Genomic DNA, 20,522 nt, shown 5'->3' on the forward strand with positions numbered 1-20,522 from the left:
ACCGGCAGTTACTCCGGTACTTGTTCTTCCCTAACAACAGAGCTTTACGACCCGAAGGCCTTCATCGCTCACGCGGCGTTGCTCCATCAGACTTTCGTCCATTGTGGAAGATTCCCTACTGCTGCCTCCCGTAGGAGTCTGGGCCGTGTCTCAGTCCCAGTGTGGCCGATCACCCTCTCAGGTCGGCTACGCATCGTTGCCTTGGTGAGCCGTTACCTCACCAACTAGCTAATGCGCCGCGGGCCCATCTGTAAGTGATAGCCGAAACCATCTTTCAATAAAGAACCAGGAAGTTCTTTATATTATCCGGTATTAGCTCCGGTTTCCCGAAGTTATCCCAGTCTTACAGGCAGGTTGCCCACGTGTTACTCACCCGTCCGCCGCTAACCTTCAAAAAGCAAGCTTTTATCAGATTCGCTCGACTTGCATGTATTAGGCACGCCGCCAGCGTTCGTCCTGAGCCAGGATCAAACTCTCCGAAGAGTGTTTGAGCTTATGCTCATAATGTTTGCTGACTAATGTCAATTAATTGTTTGTTGTTAATCTTAAAGATTAACTTACACGCTGTTGTTTTGTTTAGTTTTCAAAGAACATTTTTAACTCATCGCTCAGAAGCGACTTTATTAATATAACACACTGAGATTTTCATGTCAATATGTTTTTTATTTTATCGCTTTGTGAATGCTTGTGTTCCGTAGCGACGAATAATAATATAACATCTTTGTAACATTTAAGTCAATGCTTTTTATTAAATAAAATTAATATATGTTTTTATGGTTATAGTATTGTTTATTTCTTATGTATTGAACACATTCAGAGTGCGGCGCTACTCTCGTAAATACTTGAAATAATAATTGATATCTCTCTTCCATTGCATGCTTCACCACTCGATCGATTCTTTTATCTTCAAAGTCATGCAATAATTCCTCTAATTCTCTTTTTAATAAGTATTCCACTTCTTTAATTTCCTTTTTACTTAACAGAAGCCCTAACATCCAATCACCTCAAGATTAATTTGTACTATTTTTTCCACTAACTCTTTTTTTATGAAACATTTTTATAAATTTTTCCTAGCATAAGTTCTGTCCGATTGAATACGTATTAAATAGAGACGTGGACAAGGAGAGGATGGCATGAATTTTTTCTATGTAGTAAACGGAAAGAAGCTGAAACAATTAGCTATTATTGTTATTACTGCTTTTTTTACTGCGGGTATTTTATATATAGAGAACATTTCGAATCAACCAGTGTTTTCTACGAAAAAAGGACCTGTTGCTGTTTATAAAGGGGAAGGAAAAGAAAAGGAGATAGCCCTTACCTTTGATATTGATTGGGGAGATGAGAAAGCTATACCCATTTTGGATATCTTAAAAGAACAAGGTATTACCAACGCGACGTTTTTTTTATCGGCATCTTGGGCAGAGCGCCATCCACAAGTTGTTAAACGAATAGTGGACGATGGTCACGAAGTTGGAAGCATGGGTTATCAATCAGAAAATTACACTTCTCTTGATAACGCAAAGGTAAAAAAAGATATTCTAAAAGCTAAAGATGTATTTCAAAAGCTAGAAGTAAAGAATATTCACTTACTTAGACCACCAAACGGCAACTTTAATAAAGAAGTGTTACAAATCGCCACCTCATTAGGGTATTCCGTTGTACATTGGAGCGTTGATTCTCATGATTGGTTAAATCCAGGTAAAGAAATCATTGTTTCAAACGTCATATCTAAAGCGGATAAAGGGGATATTATTTTAATGCATGCATCAGATAGTGCAAAACAGACGAAGGATGCGTTACCTGAAATCCTAAACTATTTAAAAGACAAAGAATTAAAAGTGACTTCTGTTTCTGAACTTATTTCTAACACAAAAACAAAGAGCTCTAATATAGATTAATCTATACAAAAAAAAGTGCGTCCTTTTTAAAGATTAACCTCTTTAAAAGGACGCATTTTTTATTTTTTCTTCCTTTGCTTTAATGCTTCTTGTTCTAGTGCTGATTTTTCGTTTAACTTGTGAAGTACCAGTATTTGATATGAGTTACATGCTAGCAACGGAAAAAGCATTAGTAATAACCAACTTGGATCGTTTACACGTACAACCGGAAACCATTCCGCTGTTGTAACAACAATCATGAAGAAAAGCGTAGGAATAAATGCGTGATAGTTTGTTTGTGCTGATTTTACATAAGCAACTAATAAAGCATAAATTAGCATAAATACAGGTATCGCGAAATATGGTAACCATGACTCCCCTTCATATGCAAAGAAGTAGTAACGGAAATATACTAAGTCAAATAATATGAAGGCAATTAAAACAACTTGTACATATGTCCAGTAGGAACGGAATATTCCATGTCCAAAGCGGTGAATGGTTAGATAGGCGAAGAAGCCCATTTGACTTATAACACTAAAGATTAAACCTACGCCAATAAACCAAAATGTAACAGATAATATATCTAACACTTGAAAGTTTTCAAATAGTTCTTTATGCCTGTCCCATCTAACTACAAAACCGACGATAGCTGTTGAAAGCCCACCGATGAATAATGTGTTAATAAACAAGCGTACCCAATTACGACTGTTCATGTTTTTCCTCCATTTTTCTTCAAATATCTCTACTGATTGTACCAACAGCAATGCGAAAAATCTACCTTTCCCAATATTTAATTGTGTATATTTCATTAAATCTGATACATATTAAGCGTAGTAATATTAGTAGAAAGGAGCTGTCTGACGTATGAAGAGACGGCTTTTATTGCTCATTATCATTTTTGCTCTCTCTGGATGTGCAGCCGCAGATCAAGGCGGAGGACAAATTGATTATGAAGAAACAAAGAAAATGGTCGTGGATATATTAAAAACAGATGAGGGTAAAAAAGCAATCGAAGACGTAATGGCTGACGAGAAGATGCGTCAAAACCTAGTATTAGATCAGCAAGTCGTAACGGAATCTATTGCTCAAACTTTGAACTCTGATACTGGTGCGAAATTCTGGACAAAAACCTTTGAAGATCCGAAGTTTGCAGAAGCATTCGCAAAAAGCATGCAGAAAGAACATGAAACATTAATCAAAGATTTAATGAAAGATCCTGAATATCAAGAACTAATGATGCAAATTTTACAAGACCCTGAAATGCAAAAAGAATATTTAACCGTTATTCAAAGCAAAGAATTTCGAGTACATTTGCAAAAAGTAATGACAGAAACATTTGAAAGTCCATTGTTCAAAGCAAAGCTACAAGCCATACTTCTTAAAGGTGCGGAGGAACTTCAAGCTGGCCAACCTTCCGACCAAGGTGGTGGAGGGCAACAAGGAGGTAGTGAAGGCGGAGAAGAATCTGCACAAAGTGGTAGTGGCGGTAACGGTGGTCAAGGATAAAAAAAGGATGGCCAGTGTATAATCCTACACTTTGCCATCCTTTTTGTTTATGCTAAATCTGTTACTTGCTTTGCCATTTCTAAATAAATTTTTCCTAGTGGATGATTCTCTTGATATACAGAAGGAGCAAAATCTTCGTCATTCCAATCAGGTTGTTGTAACGGAAGTCGACCTAATAATGGTGCCTGAAGCTCTTCTGATAGCTTGTCTCCGCCACCTTTTCCAAACACATACTCTTTTTCACCAGTTAGCTTACTTTCAAAATAAGCCATATTTTCAATAACACCAATTACTTCATGGTTTGTTTTTATTGCCATAGCACCAGCACGTGCTGCAACAAACGCTGCAGTTGGATGTGGTGTTGTAACTATAACCTCTTTACAAGCTGGTAACATGGAATGAACATCTAAAGCTACATCTCCTGTACCTGGAGGAAGGTCTAATAATAAATAGTCTAGCTCTCCCCACTCCACTTCGCTAAAAAAGCTGTTAAGCATTTTTCCAAGCATCGGACCACGCCAAATAACAGGTGAATTATCCTCTACAAAGAAGCCCATAGAGATAACTTGGACGCCAAAACGTTCTACAGGAATGATACGCTCCCCTCGAACAACTGGTCTCTTTGTAATACCCATCATATCTGGCACACTAAATCCATAAATATCTGCGTCGATTAATCCTACTTTCTTACCTAAACGAGCAAGTGAAACTGCTAAGTTAACCGAAACCGTTGACTTACCTACTCCACCTTTTCCGCTAGCAATAGCAATAAAAGTTGTTTTGTTATTATCCATTATCGATTTTTCTTCTTGAGGTAAGCTCTCGCTATATTTCGCTAATGTTTCTCCAGGTAGATCTGTAAAGCGCAAACCTACAGAATCAGCACCTGCTTCTTTTAGGCGTTGAACAATAGTACCTTGTAATTGCATTTGTTCAGCTGTACCTGTTTTTGCGATAGCCACTTTCACACTAACATGATTCTTTTCTTCTTTAATAGATATTTCTTGAATGGCATTTGTTTCTTCTAAAGTCTTATGTAAAAAAGGGTCCTTTAAACTATTTAATTGTTGTAATACTAACTCTCTTGTAATCACACGGTTCACCCCTATTAAGTTCTATGAATTCGTTTACAAAAATAGTATATCACATTGTCCCTATGTTGCGAACGTAACCGTATTTTGTACAGGAAAAAAGATTGGTGACGTTAATTTTTTTGTCATATTTTCATAAAAAATAAAACCCGCCATTAATCTGGTGGGTTTAGTTCGTTTGTGTAATTTCTCATTATGCCATTATAAATAGAACCTGCTAAAGCCTTTTGATATTCTTCTGACCTTAACAATTCACGTTCACTAGCATTAGATAAAAAGCCTACTTCCACTAATGCGCCTGGAATATTGGCATGCTTTAATAAATAGATGCCATTAATTGATTTTGCACTTCTATCTGTATTACCTAAATTCGTCCTTAATTCATCTTGAATAAATTTAGCCAAACGCTCATTGTCTTCTAAAGAACGATAATAAAACGTTTGTGCTCCTCTCCACTTCGGAGAAGGTATCGCATTTAAATGTAAACTAATAAACATATCCCCATTCGAGTGATTCACCATTTCCACTCTTTTACGCAAGTCTTCTATCTTTCTTCTACTGTAACCTTTAGTAGTAGGATCTGCTAAATCCACATCTGTCTCCCTTGTCATTAAGACGAAAGCTCCTTGTTCTTGAAGATAATCACGTAAGTATAAGGACACTTGAAGTGCTACATCTTTTTCTAGTATGTCTCCACCTACTGCACCACCATCAGGACCACCATGACCAGGGTCTAAGATGATCACCTTTCCAGTCAACGGTAAATTCCATTGCTCCCATGTATCTTCATTAAAAAATTGGAATTGAAATAAGTATATTAATGTTAACGCACCAGTAATGAAAGCCCATATATGCTTTTTTCTCAAACCTAATCCCTCCCGCAAGTCCCTACTAACACTATATGGGACAAGGGACAAGTTTATGAATAATTAGTGCAAACGCATACGGTACCTTTTTAACGATTTATGGAATCCTTCTTTCCACCAATAGTCAATATACATTTCACATTTATAATAAAAAGATTCACTTTCAAATTCATTCTCACTGATGAAACCCCAATAGGTAAAGTAATCATAAAGTGTGTCTATTAAGTATTTTTCTTCCACGTAGCACCTTGTTTTTACTTTTTCTACTTCTTCACCTAAGTAGCCAAATTTTCCATAGGACGCCCCGAGTAAGAAAGACTCAATCGCTAAATCAATACACCCTTCTTCTACCTCAACGATCGGTCTTCCTTTTAAAGAGAGTTGCGGACCGAAGAATTCTTTTGTCTTTTTTCTCAAAACTTCGAGAGAAATTTCCCTTAATACTTTTCTTTCGTAATCCATTTGCTTCTCTCGTTGCTTTTCTTTGAAGGTTGTTACTACAGTCATTCTTTCACACCCTTTCTCGGTTATTGTTTGACCGAAAAACACTCATCATGCGTAAAATGAATGAGTACGTTTTTCCAAGAAAGGAAATGAAAATTAAAAAACTCCCAAACCAATAAGGCTTGAGAGTTTGAACGTCCAAATTAACGTTTTGAGAACTGAGGTGCTTTACGAGCGCCTTTAAGTCCGTATTTTTTACGCTCTTTCATACGTGCGTCACGAGTTAATAATCCAGCGCGCTTTAACGTTCCGCGGTATTCTGGATCAGCTTGTAATAGTGCACGAGAGATACCGTGGCGGATTGCACCAGCTTGACCAGTGTAACCTCCACCTTTCACGTTTACTAATACATCGTAGCTACCTTCTGTTTCAGTAGCTGCTAAAGGTTGCTTTACTACGTTACGTAAAGCTTCGAATGGAATATAGTTTTCGATTTCACGATCGTTGATCACAATGCGTCCGTTACCAGGAACTAGACGTACACGAGCAACAGAACTTTTACGACGACCAGTGCCGTAGTATTGTACTTGTGCCAAAGTAATAACCTCCTTAATAATTAACCACGAAGTTCGTAAGCTTCAGGTTTTTGTGCTTGGTGTGGATGCTCGTTACCAGCATACACGTTTAATTTTTTGAACATTTGACGTCCTAAGCTATTTTTTGGAAGCATTCCTTTAATAGCTAGTTCTAACATCTTTGTAGGATAGTTAGTACGCATTTCTAATGCCGTTCTTTGCTTTAATCCACCTGGGTGCATAGTGTGACGGTAGTAAATTTTGTTGTTTAATTTATTACCAGTTAAATGGATTTTCTCAGCATTGATAATAATTACATGATCTCCAGTGTCTACGTTTGGAGTGTAAGTTGGTTTATGTTTACCACGTAAAATGGATGCAACTTCGCTTGCAAGACGACCTAAAGTTTGACCTTCAGCATCGACTACGTACCATTTACGTTCTACTTCGTGTGCTTTCGCCATAAACGTTGTACGCATTGATTTCCCTCCTAGAAAAATAAAAATTATTTTCGGTCATATTATATTTTTACACGATGAAACTCTTCCGGGGCTTTATCGTGGGGTTAAAATACATACCATGTGATATCTTACATCTTATCTGCCATATTGTCAAGAAAATGTTACACCAGGTTTAGTTGTCATTGAAAAGTGCATTAACACATTCCCAACCTTGGCTTACCAGTACTCATTTTTAACAAAAAACATGGCTTTTAACACTTTTCTACGTCTTTATAATTCACTTTCCATAAATATAACCCATGAGCTGGTGCTGTTTTTCCTGCCGATGACCTGTCTTTCTTTTCCAGTATGGTAAATATTTCAGTAGAATCTTTTTTTCCTTGTCCAATTTCTAATAAAGTGCCAACAATGATTCGGACCATGTTGTATAAAAAGCCATTGCCGACAATTCTTACGGTTAAGAATGAATCCTCTTCCAGTAATTCTAATTCGTAAATAGTTCTAACTTTATCTTCTACCTCTGTTTTAGCGGAGCAAAAACTTGTAAAGTCATGCGTCCCAAGCAAATAACTCATCGCATTTCTGATAGAACTTTCGTTCAATTCAAAAGGATAGTGGTATGCGTAATTTCTCATAAACACACTCTGATCTTTACTTATGTCAATTTTATATCGATATTCTTTTCGTTCCACATCGAATCTAGCGTGAAAGTTCTCACTAATTTTTTGGGATGAAACGATTCGAATATCCGACGGTAAATTTGCATTTAGTGCTTTTTTCCAAGCTTCTTCATGTAAAGATAATGGTGTATCAAAATGAATCACTTGACCGACTGCATGTACTTTTGCGTCGGTTCTCCCTGACCCAGTAACTTTCACTTCTTCACCCTTATGAATTTTGGATAAGGTTTTCTGAATTTCTCCCTGGACAGTTCTTTCATTAGGCTGTACTTGATAGCCTTGAAACGACGTACCGTCATATGAAACAATGCACATAACTCTATTCATTAAATATTCTTCACCTACTACGTACGGATTGTAAACAAGACAATAGTTACAATAGCAAGGATAGCCATTAACATAGAGTCTCTTGTTTTCCATTGTAATAACCTAAATTTCGTTCTACCTTCACCGCCACGATATCCTCTAGCTTCCATCGCCGTAGCGAGCTCTTCAGCCCGTTTAAAAGCACTAATAAATAGTGGCACAAGTAAAGGTACTAATGCTCGCACTCTATCCTTAATTGGGCCACTAGTGAACTCTACACCTCTTGCACTTTGTGCTTTCATAATTTTATCAGTTTCTTGCATTAAAGTTGGAATAAAGCGTAACGAAATTGACATCATTAACGAAAGTTCATGAACAGGTACACGATAGCGCTTAAGTGGACCTAAAAGTGTTTCCATCCCGTCCGTCACTTCAATTGGTGTTGTAGTTAATGTTAAAATTGTTGTTATCGTAATCAAAAAGATAAAACGGAAGGAAATAAAGATTGCCTGTTCTACGCCCTCTTTATACACTTCAAGAAAGCCTAATTTAAATAATAATTGCCCATCCTTCGTTAAAAATACATGAAAAATCATTGTGAATAAAATGATCCATATAATCGGCTTTAATCCCTTAAGAATAAATGAAGGGCTAATCTTTGTAAGCAATACTAATGAACCTACAAAAACACCTAAAACTAAATAACCTACCGCATTATTTGCTAAAAAAACAACGATGACAAATAAAAATACTAATAACAACTTTGCTCTCGGATCCATCTTGTGAATGATTGACTCGCCAGGAACATATCTACCAATAATAAAATTATTCATTGTTCGTATCCCCCTTCAAGAGAGATACGGTAGCCTTCGCTACTTCCTCTATCGTAAGGCAAGGTTCACCATACGTTTTCCCTAAACTTTTCTCTAGTTCTTTTACAAACTTAACAGTCTCTGGGACATCTAAATTTAACTCTTTTAGCAGTTCATATTCATTGAAAATAGATCTAGGTGGGCCATCTAAGACAACTGTCCCCTTGCTCATTACAATGATTCGATCTGCATATTTTGCAGCATCTTCCATACTATGTGTAACGAGTACCGTACTCATCTTCTTTTCTTTGTGCAGATTATAAAATAAATCCATTATCTCCTTACGACCTCTTGGGTCTAAGCCAGCTGTAGGCTCATCCAGGACCAAAACGTCTGGTTCCATAGCTAATACACCAGCTATCGCTACACGCCTCATCTGACCACCACTAAGATCAAATGGAGATTTGAATAAATACTCTTCTCCCAAACCAACTAGTTGTATTGCTTCTTTCGCTCGAGCCTTCGCAACATTTATAGGCACACCAAAGTTTAATGGTCCAAAGCATATATCTTTTTCAACCGTTTCTTCAAAAAGTTGATGTTCTGGAAATTGAAATACAACACCCACTTTTTTACGAAGTGCTTTTAAGTTTTTAGATTTTTTATTCGCTCTTATTACATGTTCCCCTACATGAATAGATCCCTTTGTTGGTTGTAATAGAGCATTTAGATGTTGTAGTAAAGTGGATTTACCTGAACCAGTATGTCCAATAATCGCTGTATAAGAGTTAGATGGAATTGTTAAGTTAATATCAAAAATAGCTTTTCTTTCATAAGGGGTTTTCATTTGGTATGTATGCTCTAAATCCGTTATTTTAATTTGCATAACTCTTCCATCAACCCTTCATTGCTGATTGTATCTTCTAAGACGATTCCATGATTTTGTAATTCCATTCTTAACTTTAAAGCAAACGGTAAATCTAGTCCAATCTCTACTAACTTATCACCTAATGCAAATACCTCTTTAGGTGTTCCCTCTGCAAAGATTTGTCCATTGTTTAAAACAATTATTCGATCTGCTTTCGTTGCTTCCTCTAAATCATGCGTTATAGAAAGTACAGTTAACCCTAACGCCGCGCGGAGTTCTTGCAACGTTTGAATGACTTCCAAACGGCCATGTGGATCTAACATGCTTGTAGCCTCGTCTAGAACGATAATAGCTGGCTGTAACGCCATAACTCCAGCTATTGCTACCCGTTGTTTTTGTCCTCCAGAAAGCTGATGTGGTTCTTGGTTTAGAAAAGATTCCATCCCCACTTTTTTAATGGCTTCGTCTACACGCTTTACCATTTCTGCTCTTGGTGTTCCGATATTTTCTAAACCAAACGCAACATCGTCACGGACAGTTGATCCTACAAATTGATTATCAGGGTTTTGAAATACCATTCCAATTTGTTTACGAACTTCCCATACCGTATCTTCTGTTAATGTAATACCATTCACTTTTACGTCACCTTCAGTAGGCATAAGTAGACCATTTAGTATACGGGCTAGTGTTGACTTTCCTGACCCATTATGCCCAACGACTGCTATCCATTCCCCTCTCTTAATAGATAAATCGATCCCTTTAAGAGTAGGTTCATTTAATGTCTCATATTGAAATAGTAAGCTATCAATTTGCAAGATAAAATCGTTCACGTAAATTCTCCTCTCCACTCATCTTAACTCGTCTCTTCTGTATTGAATCCGTTCATATTATATGACTTACTAAACTACTAAACGAATAACGCATCGTTTCATTGTATCGATACATTACAATCACTTTATAACGAGAACATCAAATATAACAACGAAAAATGCTCGTTTTTCATTAAGCGAATCGAAATTATGAATCCAATTCCATTATATTAAAATTCAGATTAATTGGGTAAAAAAATAAAGGGCATAGATCAGTCATTACAACTGTCTGCCCTTCTATTATGACTGTCGTCTTAAATTATACTAACTCGATAATTACCATTGGTGCGCCATCTCCGCGACGAGGTCCAAGTTTCATGATACGAGTGTATCCACCTTGGCGCTCTTCGTAACGTGGAGCGATATCACCGAATAATTTTTGAACTGCGTTTTCACCAGTTTCAGCATTTGCAACTTCATTACGAATGTATGCAGCAGCTTGACGACGAGCATGTAAATCACCACGTTTACCTAGAGTGATCATTTTTTCAACTACTGAACGTAATTCTTTTGCACGAGTTTCAGTAGTTTCAATGCGCTCGCTGATGATTAAATCAGTTGCTAAGTCACGTAATAATGCTTTACGTTGTGCACTTGTACGACCTAATTTTCTGTATCCCATGTTGAGGTTCCCTCCTTTGTTGAAAGTTTTGAAACGTTCAAACACATAAAGATGCCTAGTTTTCCACTTAAAAACTAGTCATCTTTACGCAGGCCTAAGCCAAGCTCTTCTAATTTGTGCTTAACCTCTTCTAAAGATTTGCGGCCTAAGTTACGAACTTTCATCATATCTTCTTCAGTTTTATTTGCAAGTTCTTGAACAGTATTAATTCCTGCACGCTTTAAGCAGTTATAAGAACGAACGGAAAGGTCAAGCTCTTCGATAGTCATCTCTAAGACTTTTTCCTTTTGATCTTCTTCCTTTTCCACCATTATCTCAGCGTTTTGAGCCTCATCAGTTAACCCAACAAAGATGTTAAGGTGTTCTGTTAAGATTTTTGCACCAAGAGCAGCTGCTTCTTGTGCTCCAATACTTCCGTCAGTCCATACGTCTAATGTAAGTTTATCGTAGTTAGCTACTTGACCTACACGAGTATTTTCAACAAAATAGGATACACGAGAAACTGGTGTAAAGATAGAGTCAATTGGTATAACACCAATTGGTTGATCTTCGCGTTTGTTACCAACAGCTGGTACGTATCCACGGCCACGTTTAGCAGTAAAACGAATACGTAAGTGTGCGTTTTTTGCTAACGTTGCTATATGAAGGTCAGGATTTAATATCTCAACATCACTATCATGCATGATGTCACCAGCTTTCACTGAACCTTCACCTTTCACGTCAATCTCTAACGTCTTTTCTTCATCTGAATAGATTTTAAGCGCTAGTTTCTTAACGTTTAAGATAACGGATGTAACATCTTCCACGACACCTTCAATTGTTGAGAATTCATGCAGTACACCATCTATTTGGATAGATGTAACAGCGGCACCAGGGAGTGAGGATAGTAATATACGACGTAAGGAGTTCCCTAAAGTTGTACCATATCCACGCTCGAGTGGCTCGACGACGAATTTTCCGTAATTGGCGTCCTCGCTGATTTCAACCGTTTCGATTTTTGGTTTTTCGATTTCTAACATTCATAACCCTCCTTCAAAACGTCGAAACCCCGGAAAGACACGTAGAATGTCTATCCGAAATTCCTCATTGGTATGTCCCGTTGTGCACAACAACATTTAATATTTCTGTATTTTTTCTAAATATACTATAACATACGCCATTATTGACAAGTATAACAAATTTTATACAGAAAAATTAAACACGGCGACGTTTTGGTGGACGGCAACCGTTGTGAGGAACTGGAGTTACGTCTCTGATAGCTGTTACTTCAAGTCCAGCTGCTTGTAATGCACGGATAGCTGCTTCACGACCAGAACCAGGACCTTTAACAGTAACCTCTAAAGTTTTTAAACCATGCTCCATTGCTGTTTTAGAAGCAGCTTCAGCAGCCATTTGAGCCGCGAATGGAGTAGACTTACGAGATCCTCTGAATCCAAGTGCACCAGCACTAGACCAAGAAAGAGCATTTCCATGAGCATCTGTAATTGTTACGATCGTGTTATTAAAAGTAGAACGGATATGAGCAATACCAACTTCTACATTCTTTTTCACACGGCGTTTACGAGTATTAGTTTTACGTGCCATAAGTGTAATCTACCTCCTTACTCTATTATTTCTTCTTGTTCGCTACAGTACGACGAGGACCTTTACGTGTACGAGCATTGTTCTTAGTGTTTTGACCACGAACTGGTAAACCACGACGGTGGCGTAAACCACGGAAGCAACCAATTTCGATTAAACGTTTAATGTTTAGAGAAACTTCACGACGAAGGTCTCCTTCTACTTTAATACGGTCGATAACTTCACGGATTTTAGATAATTCATCTTCCGTTAAGTCACGAACACGAGTATCTTCTGAAACACCAGCTTCTGCTAATACTTTTTGAGCTGTAGCTTTACCGATACCAAAAACATAAGTTAAAGATATAACAACGCGCTTGTCGCGAGGAATATCAACACCAGCAATACGTGCCATTCATGCGCACCTCCCTCAAATTATCCTTGTTTTTGTTTATGTTTAGGGTTTTCACAGATAACCATTACTTTTCCTCTTCTACGAATAACTTTACATTTTTCGCAGATCGGCTTTACAGATGGTCTCACTTTCATCTTATCTTACCTCCTTAGTAGTACGGAGTGCTGAAATTAGGGTTCTATTTGAAACGATACGTAATTCTACCGCGTGTTAAATCATAAGGAGAAAGTTCCACTGTTACTTTATCTCCAGGTAGTATACGAATAAAATGCATACGAATTTTACCCGATACGTGAGCTAAAACAGAATGACCATTTTCCAACTCAACTTTAAACATCGCATTCGGTAATGTCTCAACGACCGTACCTTCCACTTCAATTACATCGTCTTTAGCCATTAATTAAGTTCTCCCTTCTTCAAATCAGTAACATGTTCGTTGACAAACTTTGTTAAGGCAAATCGCATTTTTCCATTTGTCACACGACCAGTTTCGGTAATACTGTTCTGAACTTCTGGAGACACGTAATCAAAAAACTCCAAGTGATGAATGTTCTTTTTTTTAGGACGATCAAACTTACGCTTTTCTCCATCTGCTAATAATACGAAACGTTCATCTAGAATTTTTATAATTACGGCATACTGTCCGGCATCTCTGCCTTGAGTAATCAAAACAAATTGACCTACTTGAGGACTCGAATGTGATTCGATCAATCCATATCACCAACCTAGGCTTTTGTTAAGATCTCATAACCTGTTTCTGTTATAGCAACTGTGTGTTCAAAATGAGCACACATTTTCCCGTCAACAGTAACGACTGTCCAGTTATCTGCCAACGTTTTAACATAGCGACTTCCCGCATTCACCATTGGCTCTATTGCTAGAACCATACCTGGTTTTAAGCGAGGGCCTTTGTTAGGAGGGCCATAGTGTGGGATTTGTGGGTCTTCATGTAAGTCTTGACCAATACCATGCCCAACATACTCTCTTACAATTGAAAGATCGTGAGATTCCACAAAAGTTTGAATCGCATGAGAAATGTCAGATAACTTTGCACTTGGCTTTGCTTCATCAATCCCTTTATAAAGAGATTGTTCCGTAACTTCAAGTAGTCGCTTCGTATCTTCGGAAATAACTCCAACTGGATAAGTCCATGCCGAGTCTCCGTGGTAACCATTATACTTAGCACCAATATCTATGCTAATGATATCCCCTTCTTTTAAAACTCTCTCTCCGGGAATACCATGTACAAGTTCCTCATTAACAGAAGCACAGATGCTTCCGCGAAAACCATTATACCCTTTAAACGATGGAATTGCACCCGCCTTGTGGATAAAATCCTCAGCAAGTTTATCCAATTCTTTAGTCGTAATTCCAGGTACAATATGTTTTTGCAATTCTTTATGGGTTAAAGCAACAATCTTACCTGCTTCTCTCATGATGTCAAGTTCACGAGGAGTTTTGCAGATGATCATGAATGCTTCTCTCCAAGAAGAGTTACGATATCTTCGAATACTTCGTTAATATCTTTTTGGCCGTTAATATTCTTTAAGTAGCCTTTAGACTCGTAAAAATCTAATAACGGTTTAGATTGTTTAATATTTACCTCTAGGCGATTGCCAACCGTTTCAGCGTTATCATCCGCACGCTGATACAATTCGCCACCACATTTGTCACATACACCTTCCGTAGTTGGTGGATTAAACACTAGATGGTAAGTCGATCCACAATCTTTACAAATACGTCTACCAGTTAAACGTTCTAGAAGTATAGATGAGTCAACATCAATATTGATAACATAATCAATTTTACGTTCTAGCTGTCCCATTAACTGTTCTAAAGCATCAGCTTGAGGAACTGTCCTTGGAAAACCATCTAAAAGGAATCCGTTTTTGCAATCATCTTTTTCTAATCTTTCACGAACGATACCGATAGTAACTTCGTCTGGAACAAGTTGACCTTGATCCATGAAAGATTTTGCTTTTAGACCTAGTTCGGTTCCTTCCTTCATTGCAGTACGAAACATATCTCCTGTTGAGATATGAGGGATGTTGTATTTCTCAACGATACGTTCTGCTTGAGTACCTTTACCAGCACCTGGAAGTCCCATTAGAACTAAATTCATGTTAATGCCCCCTCAAATCTTATGAAGCTTTGGGATAGAATCTATCCCAATACTTCATTACTTAATGAATCCTTTATAGTGTCGCTTCACTAACTGGCTTTCTAGTGTTTTCATCGTTTCTAGGGCAACCCCTACAACGATCAGTAGACCAGTTCCGCCAATTTGTACAGCAGGTGGTAGATCCGCTATAGCCATAAAGATTACAGGAAGAATAGATATAGCTGCTAAGAAGATAGAACCAACAAATGTAAGTCGGTAAAGAATTTTTGTTAAAAATCCTTGTGTATCTAATCCAGGTCTAATTCCTGGGATGTATCCACCTTGTTTCTTTAAGTTTTCTGCCATTTGTTCAGGGTTCACTTGAACAAATGTGTAGAAATACGTAAAGGCGATGATTAACGCAACATACACAAGCATTCCAACTGGTTTTGTATAATCAAAAGTCGCTTGAATCCATTGAGTAGTGCTAGTATCACCGAAGAATGACGCTATTGTTGGTGGTGTAATAATAAATGAAACCGCAAAGATTACTGGGATAACCCCGGCAGCGTTCACCTTTAATGGAATATGAGTTGAATGTCCTCCAACAGGGTTTCTTCCAGCTAGTTGCTTCGCATACTGAACAGGAATTTTACGTAACGCTTGTTGAATGAAAATAACTCCCACAATTACAGCCAAAATAGCTAATCCAATTAACGCTACGATTACAAGGTTTAGGAAAAGAGCTTCTCCCGCATCTTGAATCTTTTGTGCATATATTTGGTTAATGCCATTAGGTATTGCAGCTACGATACCAGCGAAGATAAGAATAGAAATACCATTCCCAACTCCGTTAGAAGTAATTTGCTCACCTAACCACATTAGAAAAGCAGTTCCTGCAGTAAGTACAATTGCGATAACTAAGTATGTTGTAAAACCAGGATTATTAATTAATTGACCACCCATTAAATTATTAAACCCGATAGACATACCAATAGCTTGGATGAAACCAAGCACAATTGTGAAATACCTAGTGAACTGGGCAAGCTTTCTACGACCTACTTCACCTTGCTTTGACCATTCAGTAAACTTCGGAACAACGTCCATCTGTAAAAGTTGAACGATGATGGAAGCTGTAATGTAAGGCATAACGCCCATTGCAAAAATGGAGAAGTTTTCAAGAGCCCCACCACCGAATGTATTTAGGATTCCAAATACATTCATCTCGTCTGAAAATTTAAGAATATCAGCATTCACTCCAGGTACTGGAATGAATGTACCGATACGGAATATTACTAACATTATAAGGGTGAAGACTATTTTATTTCTAATGTCACCCACGCGCATAAAATTGGAGAATGTCTGGAACATTAAATCACCTCAACTGATCCGCCAGCTGCTTCGATCGCTTCTTTGGCTGATGAAGAGAACTTGTGAGCACGAACAGTTAGCTTTTTCTCGATAGAACCGTTACCTAATACTTTAAGACCAGCGTTTAATTTGCTAACTAAACCTGTTTCTATAAGTAATTCAGGTGTTACTTCTGTACCATCTTCAAAGCGATTTAAAGCATCAAGGTTGATGATTGCGTACTCTTTACGATGAATGTTTGTAAATCCACGTTTTGGTAAACGTTGGAATAGAGGTGTTTGACCACCTTCGAATCCTGGACGTACGCCACCGCCTGAGCGAGCATTTTGACCTTTATGACCTTTACCAGAAGTTTTACCGTTACCAGAACCAGTACCGCGACCTACGCGATTACGGACTTTACGGGAACCTTCTGCTGGTTTTAACTCATGAAGTTTCATTGTGGCACCTCCTTATATTATAAACGAAACAATTATTTATTGCTCTTTCACAGTAACAAGGTGAGATACCTTGTTAATCATTCCACGGATAGCTACGTTATCCTCGTGGATAACTGTTTGATGCATTTTTTTCAAACCAAGTGTAGCAACAGTTACACGTTGGTCTTGTGGACGACCGATTACACTGCGAGTGAGGGTGATTTCTAATTTGTTTGTCATTTGATTTCCCTCCTTATCCTAACAGTTCTTCTACCGTTTTACCACGCAATTTAGCAACGTCTTCTGCACGTTTTAATTGCTTTAATCCGTCGATTGTAGCACGAATCATGTTAATTGGTGTGTTAGATCCTAAAGATTTAGAAAGGATGTCTTGAACACCAGCTAATTCTAGTACAGCACGAACTGGTCCACCAGCGATAACCCCAGTACCCTCAGAAGCAGGTTTTAATAGGATTTCACCAGAACCAAATTCACCTAGTACTTGGTGTGGAATTGATGTACCAACGATAGGTACAGCAACTAAATTCTTTTTCGCATCTTCAATAGCTTTGCGAATCGCTTCTGGTACTTCTTGAGCTTTACCAGTACCGAAACCTACGTTGCCGTTTTTGTCACCTACTACTACTAGAGCAGCAAAGCGGAAACGACGTCCACCTTTTACTACTTTCGCAACGCGGTTAACCGTAACAACGCGTTCTTCAAGTTCTAATTTGTTTGAATCAATACGACGCATCAGTGTCCCTCCTTTGTCTATTAAAATTCTAAGCCAGACTCACGTGCAGCATCTGCTAATGCTTTTACACGTCCATGATATAAATAACCACCGCGGTCGAATACTACGGATTTAACTCCCTTTTCAATCGCACGTTTTGCAACTAATTCTCCAACTAGTTTTGCAGCATCAACGTTGCTTCCACTCTCAACAGAAACTTCTTTATCAAGTGTAGATGCACTTGCAATTGTTACTGCATTTATATCATCAATAACTTGAGCATAAATGTTTTGGTTTGAGCGGAAAACGTTTAAACGTGGACGAGTAGCCGTTCCTGATAATTTAGCACGAACACGAGCATGTCTTTTCTTACGAGTAGAGTTTTTATCAGGTTTAATAATCATCTAACAGTCACTCCTTTCTTCCTATTAAGCGGTATTACTTCGCAGTTTTACCTTCTTTACGACGAACAAATTCGCCTTCGTAACGAATACCTTTACCTTTGTAAGGCTCTGGTGGACGAACATCACGAATGTTAGCTGCTAAAGCACCAACACGTTCTTTGTCGATTCCTTTAATAAGGATCTTTGTATTTGCTGGAACATCAATTTCAATACCTTGTTCAGGAGTAATCTCTACAGGATGAGAGTATCCAACGTTTAGAACAAGCTTGTCACCTTGCTTTGTAGCACGGTATCCAACCCCGATAAGTTCTAATCCTCTCTCGAAACCTTTCGTTACACCTTCTACCATGTTAGATAAAAGAGCGCGTGTTGTACCATGTAAAGCACGGTGCTCTTTGTTATCAGTAGGACGAGAAACAGTTAGTGTGTTCTCTTCTAAGCTGATAGTAATATCTTGGTTAAATGTACGAGTTAATTCACCTTTAGGTCCTTTAACTGTTACTGTGTTGTTATCGTTAGTGATAGTAACACCAGCAGGAACCTCGATAATTTTTTTACCTACGCGTGACATATAGTTGCACCTCCGTTCATTTCAAAAAATTATTACCAAACGTATGCTAATACTTCTCCACCAGTTTGCTTTTGACGAGCTTCTTTATCAGTGACAACACCTTGAGAAGTAGAGATGATCGCAATACCTAAACCATTAAGTACACGAGGTACTTCGTTAGCTTTAGCGTAAACACGTAAACCAGGCTTACTAATACGCTTTAAACCAGTGATTACGCGCTCATTGTTCGCACCGTATTTTAAGAAAATACGAATGATACCTTGTTTGTTATCTTCAATAAGTTCTACATCACGGATGAAACCTTCACGCTTTAAGATGTCAGCAACTTCCTTCTTCATTTTTGAAGCAGGAATTTCAAGCTTCTCGTGACGTACCATGTTCGCATTGCGGATGCGAGTAAGCATATCTGCAATAGGATCTGTCATAACCATTTAATTTACCTCCTTCCCAATTATCGGGTTTTACCAACTTGCTTTTTTAACGCCAGGAATTTGGCCTTTATAAGCTAATTCACGGAAACAAATACGGCAAAGCTTAAATTTACGGATTACAGAGTGTGGACGTCCGCATCTCTCACAACGAGTATAAGCTTGCACGTTATGTTTCGGTGTACGTTTTTGTTTCGCAATCATTGATTTTTTAGCCACATTTTCGCCTCCCTTTTACCATTACCTTGGTATTATTTTTGGAATGGCATACCGAATGAAGTTAATAGTTCACGAGCTTCTTCATCAGTGTTAGCAGTCGTAACGATAACGATATCCATACCACGTACTTTATTTACTTTATCATAATCAATCTCAGGGAAAATAAGTTGTTCTTTCACACCTAGAGTGTAGTTTCCACGACCATCAAAAGATTTCTTAGAAACCCCACGGAAGTCACGTACACGTGGTAAAGAAACAGAAACTAATTTATCTAAGAATTCGTACATACGCTCACCGCGTAATGTAACTTTTGCACCGATTGGCATTCCTTCACGAAGACGGAAACCAGCGATAGATTTTTTAGCTCTAGTAACTACTGGCTTTTGACCAGTGATTTGTCCTAGTTCTTCAACAGCGTTGTCTAATGCTTTTGCGTTAGCTACTGCATCACCAACACCCATGTTGATAACGATTTTCTCAAGCTTAGGAGCTTGCATTACAGATTTATAGTTAAACTTGCCCACAAGAGCAGGAATGATTTCTTGTTGATATTTTTCTTTTAGGCGGTTCATCTAAAGTACCTCCTTTCTTACTAATTATTTATCTAATTGTTCACCTGATTTTTTTGCAACACGTACTTTTTGACCGTCTAATACCTTGTATCCTACTCGAGTTGGTTCACCAGACTTAGGATCTAAAGGCATAACGTTTGATACATGAATAGGTGCCTCTTGGCTAATGATCCCACCTTGTGGGTTAGCTTGAGATGGCTTTGAGTGTTTTTTTACAATGTTAACACCTTCAACAAGTACTCGGTCTTTTTTAGGGAAAGCTTGAAGAATTACTCCTTGCTTACCTTTGTCTTTACCAGAGATAACTTGGACTTTATCACCTTTTTTTACATGCATCCTTTTGCACCTCCTTGGAAAACAAAACTTTGTTCTATTAGATAACTTCTGGAGCTAAAGAAACAATCTTCATGTAGTTGTTGTCACGTAATTCACGAGCAACAGGTCCGAAGATACGAGTTCCACGTGGACTCTTATCATCTTTAATAATTACACATGCGTTCTCATCAAAACGGATATATGAACCATCCGTACGACGAACTCCACGTTTTGTACGTACAACTACCGCTCTAACAACGTCGCCTTTTTTAACAACGCCTCCTGGTGTTGCTTGTTTCACAGTACATACGATAACATCACCGATGTTAGCATAGCGACGACCAGATCCACCTAGAACTTTAATCGTAAGTACTTCACGAGCACCTGAGTTGTCAGCAACTTTTAAACGACTTTCTTGTTGAATCATACTTGGTACC

The 20,522-nt window shown here is 38.0% G+C and carries 33 protein-coding genes and 1 rRNA gene; 2 read left to right on the forward strand and 32 right to left on the reverse strand.

The window, feature by feature from the left end; genetic code table 11:
* Together CDZ89_RS19085 and CDZ89_RS19090 are read right to left on the reverse strand one after the other, a co-directional pair.
* A 16S ribosomal RNA gene (locus tag CDZ89_RS19085) occupies positions 1 to 483 on the reverse strand; the annotation flags it as partial.
* Positions 484 to 758: 275 nt separating this feature from the next.
* A complete protein-coding gene (locus CDZ89_RS19090; protein ID WP_096155927.1) occupies positions 759 to 995 on the reverse strand; it encodes a hypothetical protein in 237 nt (78 codons plus the stop codon).
* A 138-nt stretch (positions 996 to 1,133) separates the two neighbouring features.
* On the opposite strand from CDZ89_RS19090, the gene pdaB reads away from it, so the two are divergent.
* Positions 1,134 to 1,898, forward strand: a complete 765-nt coding sequence (pdaB, locus tag CDZ89_RS19095; protein WP_100334338.1) for a polysaccharide deacetylase family sporulation protein PdaB — start codon at positions 1,134 to 1,136, stop codon at positions 1,896 to 1,898.
* Between the two features lie 59 nt (positions 1,899 to 1,957).
* Here pdaB and CDZ89_RS19100 read toward each other — a convergent pair whose 3' ends face one another.
* Complete coding sequence (locus tag CDZ89_RS19100; RefSeq protein WP_096155930.1) at positions 1,958 to 2,590, reverse strand: KinB-signaling pathway activation protein; 633 nt, start codon at positions 2,588 to 2,590, stop codon at positions 1,958 to 1,960.
* Between the two features lie 151 nt (positions 2,591 to 2,741).
* On the opposite strand from CDZ89_RS19100, the gene gerD reads away from it, so the two are divergent.
* Positions 2,742 to 3,383, forward strand: coding sequence for a spore germination lipoprotein GerD (gene gerD, locus CDZ89_RS19105; RefSeq protein WP_096155931.1), 642 nt, complete (start codon positions 2,742 to 2,744; stop codon positions 3,381 to 3,383).
* A 47-nt stretch (positions 3,384 to 3,430) separates the two neighbouring features.
* Here gerD and CDZ89_RS19110 read toward each other — a convergent pair whose 3' ends face one another.
* The 29 genes from CDZ89_RS19110 to rplN all read right to left on the reverse strand — a co-directional run bounded on the left by CDZ89_RS19110 (position 3,431) and on the right by rplN (position 20,512).
* Complete coding sequence (locus CDZ89_RS19110) at positions 3,431 to 4,477, reverse strand: Mrp/NBP35 family ATP-binding protein (RefSeq protein WP_100334339.1); 1,047 nt, start codon at positions 4,475 to 4,477, stop codon at positions 3,431 to 3,433.
* 152 nt (positions 4,478 to 4,629) lie between these two features.
* The gene (gene cwlD / locus CDZ89_RS19115) at positions 4,630 to 5,340 is read right to left on the reverse strand and encodes an N-acetylmuramoyl-L-alanine amidase CwlD (protein ID WP_096155934.1); all 711 of its coding nucleotides are present in this window, start codon (positions 5,338 to 5,340) and stop codon (positions 4,630 to 4,632) included.
* Between the two features lie 63 nt (positions 5,341 to 5,403).
* A complete protein-coding gene (locus CDZ89_RS19120; protein ID WP_096155935.1) occupies positions 5,404 to 5,847 on the reverse strand; it encodes a DUF2521 family protein in 444 nt (147 codons plus the stop codon).
* 140 nt (positions 5,848 to 5,987) lie between these two features.
* Positions 5,988 to 6,380, reverse strand: a complete 393-nt coding sequence (gene rpsI / locus CDZ89_RS19125) for a 30S ribosomal protein S9 (protein ID WP_096155937.1) — start codon at positions 6,378 to 6,380, stop codon at positions 5,988 to 5,990.
* Between the two features lie 20 nt (positions 6,381 to 6,400).
* Positions 6,401 to 6,838 (reverse strand): 50S ribosomal protein L13, encoded by a 438-nt coding sequence (gene rplM / locus CDZ89_RS19130; RefSeq protein WP_096155938.1) that lies wholly within the window; start codon positions 6,836 to 6,838, stop codon positions 6,401 to 6,403.
* A 233-nt stretch (positions 6,839 to 7,071) separates the two neighbouring features.
* Positions 7,072 to 7,827, reverse strand: coding sequence for a tRNA pseudouridine(38-40) synthase TruA (truA, locus tag CDZ89_RS19135; protein ID WP_100334340.1), 756 nt, complete (start codon positions 7,825 to 7,827; stop codon positions 7,072 to 7,074).
* 17 nt (positions 7,828 to 7,844) lie between these two features.
* On the reverse strand, positions 7,845 to 8,639 hold the full coding sequence (locus CDZ89_RS19140; RefSeq protein ID WP_100334341.1) for an energy-coupling factor transporter transmembrane component T family protein: 795 nt from the start codon (positions 8,637 to 8,639) through the stop codon (positions 7,845 to 7,847).
* The gene (locus CDZ89_RS19145) at positions 8,632 to 9,504 is read right to left on the reverse strand and encodes an energy-coupling factor ABC transporter ATP-binding protein (RefSeq protein ID WP_100334342.1); all 873 of its coding nucleotides are present in this window, start codon (positions 9,502 to 9,504) and stop codon (positions 8,632 to 8,634) included. The genes CDZ89_RS19140 and CDZ89_RS19145 overlap by 8 nt, the downstream gene beginning before the upstream one ends.
* Positions 9,489 to 10,316, reverse strand: coding sequence for an energy-coupling factor ABC transporter ATP-binding protein (locus CDZ89_RS19150; protein ID WP_096155944.1), 828 nt, complete (start codon positions 10,314 to 10,316; stop codon positions 9,489 to 9,491). The genes CDZ89_RS19145 and CDZ89_RS19150 overlap by 16 nt, the downstream gene beginning before the upstream one ends.
* A 298-nt stretch (positions 10,317 to 10,614) precedes the next feature.
* Positions 10,615 to 10,977 carry a 50S ribosomal protein L17 gene (gene rplQ / locus CDZ89_RS19155; RefSeq protein ID WP_096155945.1) on the reverse strand — a complete coding sequence of 121 codons (363 nt, stop codon included), beginning with the start codon at positions 10,975 to 10,977 and terminating at the stop codon, positions 10,615 to 10,617.
* Positions 10,978 to 11,051: 74 nt separating this feature from the next.
* Positions 11,052 to 11,996, reverse strand: coding sequence for a DNA-directed RNA polymerase subunit alpha (locus tag CDZ89_RS19160; RefSeq protein WP_096155947.1), 945 nt, complete (start codon positions 11,994 to 11,996; stop codon positions 11,052 to 11,054).
* A gap of 175 nt (positions 11,997 to 12,171) precedes the next feature.
* Positions 12,172 to 12,561, reverse strand: coding sequence for a 30S ribosomal protein S11 (gene rpsK, locus CDZ89_RS19165; RefSeq protein ID WP_096155948.1), 390 nt, complete (start codon positions 12,559 to 12,561; stop codon positions 12,172 to 12,174).
* Between the two features lie 25 nt (positions 12,562 to 12,586).
* Positions 12,587 to 12,952, reverse strand: a complete 366-nt coding sequence (rpsM, locus tag CDZ89_RS19170; protein ID WP_096155950.1) for a 30S ribosomal protein S13 — start codon at positions 12,950 to 12,952, stop codon at positions 12,587 to 12,589.
* Between the two features lie 20 nt (positions 12,953 to 12,972).
* On the reverse strand, positions 12,973 to 13,086 hold the full coding sequence (gene rpmJ, locus CDZ89_RS19175; RefSeq protein WP_000868344.1) for a 50S ribosomal protein L36: 114 nt from the start codon (positions 13,084 to 13,086) through the stop codon (positions 12,973 to 12,975).
* Positions 13,087 to 13,130: 44 nt separating this feature from the next.
* A complete protein-coding gene (infA, locus tag CDZ89_RS19180) occupies positions 13,131 to 13,349 on the reverse strand; it encodes a translation initiation factor IF-1 (RefSeq protein ID WP_096155951.1) in 219 nt (72 codons plus the stop codon).
* A complete protein-coding gene (locus tag CDZ89_RS19185; protein WP_096155953.1) occupies positions 13,349 to 13,663 on the reverse strand; it encodes a KOW motif-containing protein in 315 nt (104 codons plus the stop codon). Before CDZ89_RS19185 ends, infA begins: the two co-directional genes overlap by 1 nt.
* Positions 13,664 to 13,677: 14 nt before the next feature.
* On the reverse strand, positions 13,678 to 14,424 hold the full coding sequence (map, locus tag CDZ89_RS19190) for a type I methionyl aminopeptidase (protein ID WP_096155954.1): 747 nt from the start codon (positions 14,422 to 14,424) through the stop codon (positions 13,678 to 13,680).
* Positions 14,421 to 15,074, reverse strand: coding sequence for an adenylate kinase (locus CDZ89_RS19195; RefSeq protein ID WP_096155955.1), 654 nt, complete (start codon positions 15,072 to 15,074; stop codon positions 14,421 to 14,423). Before CDZ89_RS19195 ends, map begins: the two co-directional genes overlap by 4 nt.
* A 57-nt stretch (positions 15,075 to 15,131) precedes the next feature.
* Positions 15,132 to 16,424: a preprotein translocase subunit SecY gene (gene secY, locus CDZ89_RS19200; RefSeq protein ID WP_096155956.1), complete on the reverse strand. Its 1,293-nt coding sequence runs from the start codon at positions 16,422 to 16,424 to the stop codon at positions 15,132 to 15,134.
* Entirely contained in the window at positions 16,424 to 16,864 is a 441-nt protein-coding gene (gene rplO, locus CDZ89_RS19205) for a 50S ribosomal protein L15 (RefSeq protein ID WP_096155958.1), read from the reverse strand. The genes secY and rplO overlap by 1 nt, the downstream gene beginning before the upstream one ends.
* Before the next feature lie 36 nt (positions 16,865 to 16,900).
* Positions 16,901 to 17,083, reverse strand: coding sequence for a 50S ribosomal protein L30 (gene rpmD, locus CDZ89_RS19210; protein ID WP_096155959.1), 183 nt, complete (start codon positions 17,081 to 17,083; stop codon positions 16,901 to 16,903).
* A gap of 13 nt (positions 17,084 to 17,096) precedes the next feature.
* A complete protein-coding gene (gene rpsE / locus CDZ89_RS19215; protein WP_096155961.1) occupies positions 17,097 to 17,597 on the reverse strand; it encodes a 30S ribosomal protein S5 in 501 nt (166 codons plus the stop codon).
* Positions 17,598 to 17,617: 20 nt separating this feature from the next.
* Complete coding sequence (rplR, locus tag CDZ89_RS19220; protein ID WP_096155962.1) at positions 17,618 to 17,980, reverse strand: 50S ribosomal protein L18; 363 nt, start codon at positions 17,978 to 17,980, stop codon at positions 17,618 to 17,620.
* 34 nt (positions 17,981 to 18,014) lie between these two features.
* The gene (gene rplF / locus CDZ89_RS19225) at positions 18,015 to 18,551 is read right to left on the reverse strand and encodes a 50S ribosomal protein L6 (protein ID WP_096155963.1); all 537 of its coding nucleotides are present in this window, start codon (positions 18,549 to 18,551) and stop codon (positions 18,015 to 18,017) included.
* A 32-nt stretch (positions 18,552 to 18,583) separates the two neighbouring features.
* Complete coding sequence (rpsH, locus tag CDZ89_RS19230; RefSeq protein ID WP_096155964.1) at positions 18,584 to 18,982, reverse strand: 30S ribosomal protein S8; 399 nt, start codon at positions 18,980 to 18,982, stop codon at positions 18,584 to 18,586.
* Between the two features lie 30 nt (positions 18,983 to 19,012).
* On the reverse strand, positions 19,013 to 19,198 hold the full coding sequence (locus CDZ89_RS19235; protein ID WP_010191505.1) for a type Z 30S ribosomal protein S14: 186 nt from the start codon (positions 19,196 to 19,198) through the stop codon (positions 19,013 to 19,015).
* Between the two features lie 32 nt (positions 19,199 to 19,230).
* A complete protein-coding gene (gene rplE, locus CDZ89_RS19240) occupies positions 19,231 to 19,770 on the reverse strand; it encodes a 50S ribosomal protein L5 (RefSeq protein WP_096155965.1) in 540 nt (179 codons plus the stop codon).
* Positions 19,771 to 19,794: 24 nt separating this feature from the next.
* Positions 19,795 to 20,106 (reverse strand): 50S ribosomal protein L24, encoded by a 312-nt coding sequence (gene rplX / locus CDZ89_RS19245; RefSeq protein WP_096155966.1) that lies wholly within the window; start codon positions 20,104 to 20,106, stop codon positions 19,795 to 19,797.
* 37 nt (positions 20,107 to 20,143) lie between these two features.
* Positions 20,144 to 20,512 carry a 50S ribosomal protein L14 gene (gene rplN / locus CDZ89_RS19250; RefSeq protein ID WP_096155967.1) on the reverse strand — a complete coding sequence of 123 codons (369 nt, stop codon included), beginning with the start codon at positions 20,510 to 20,512 and terminating at the stop codon, positions 20,144 to 20,146.
* Positions 20,513 to 20,522: the final 10 nt, after the last annotated feature.

The sequence above is a fragment of the Bacillus alkalisoli genome (assembly GCF_002797415.1).
GTDB lineage: Bacteria > Bacillota > Bacilli > Bacillales > Bacillaceae_I > Bacillus_CD > Bacillus_CD alkalisoli.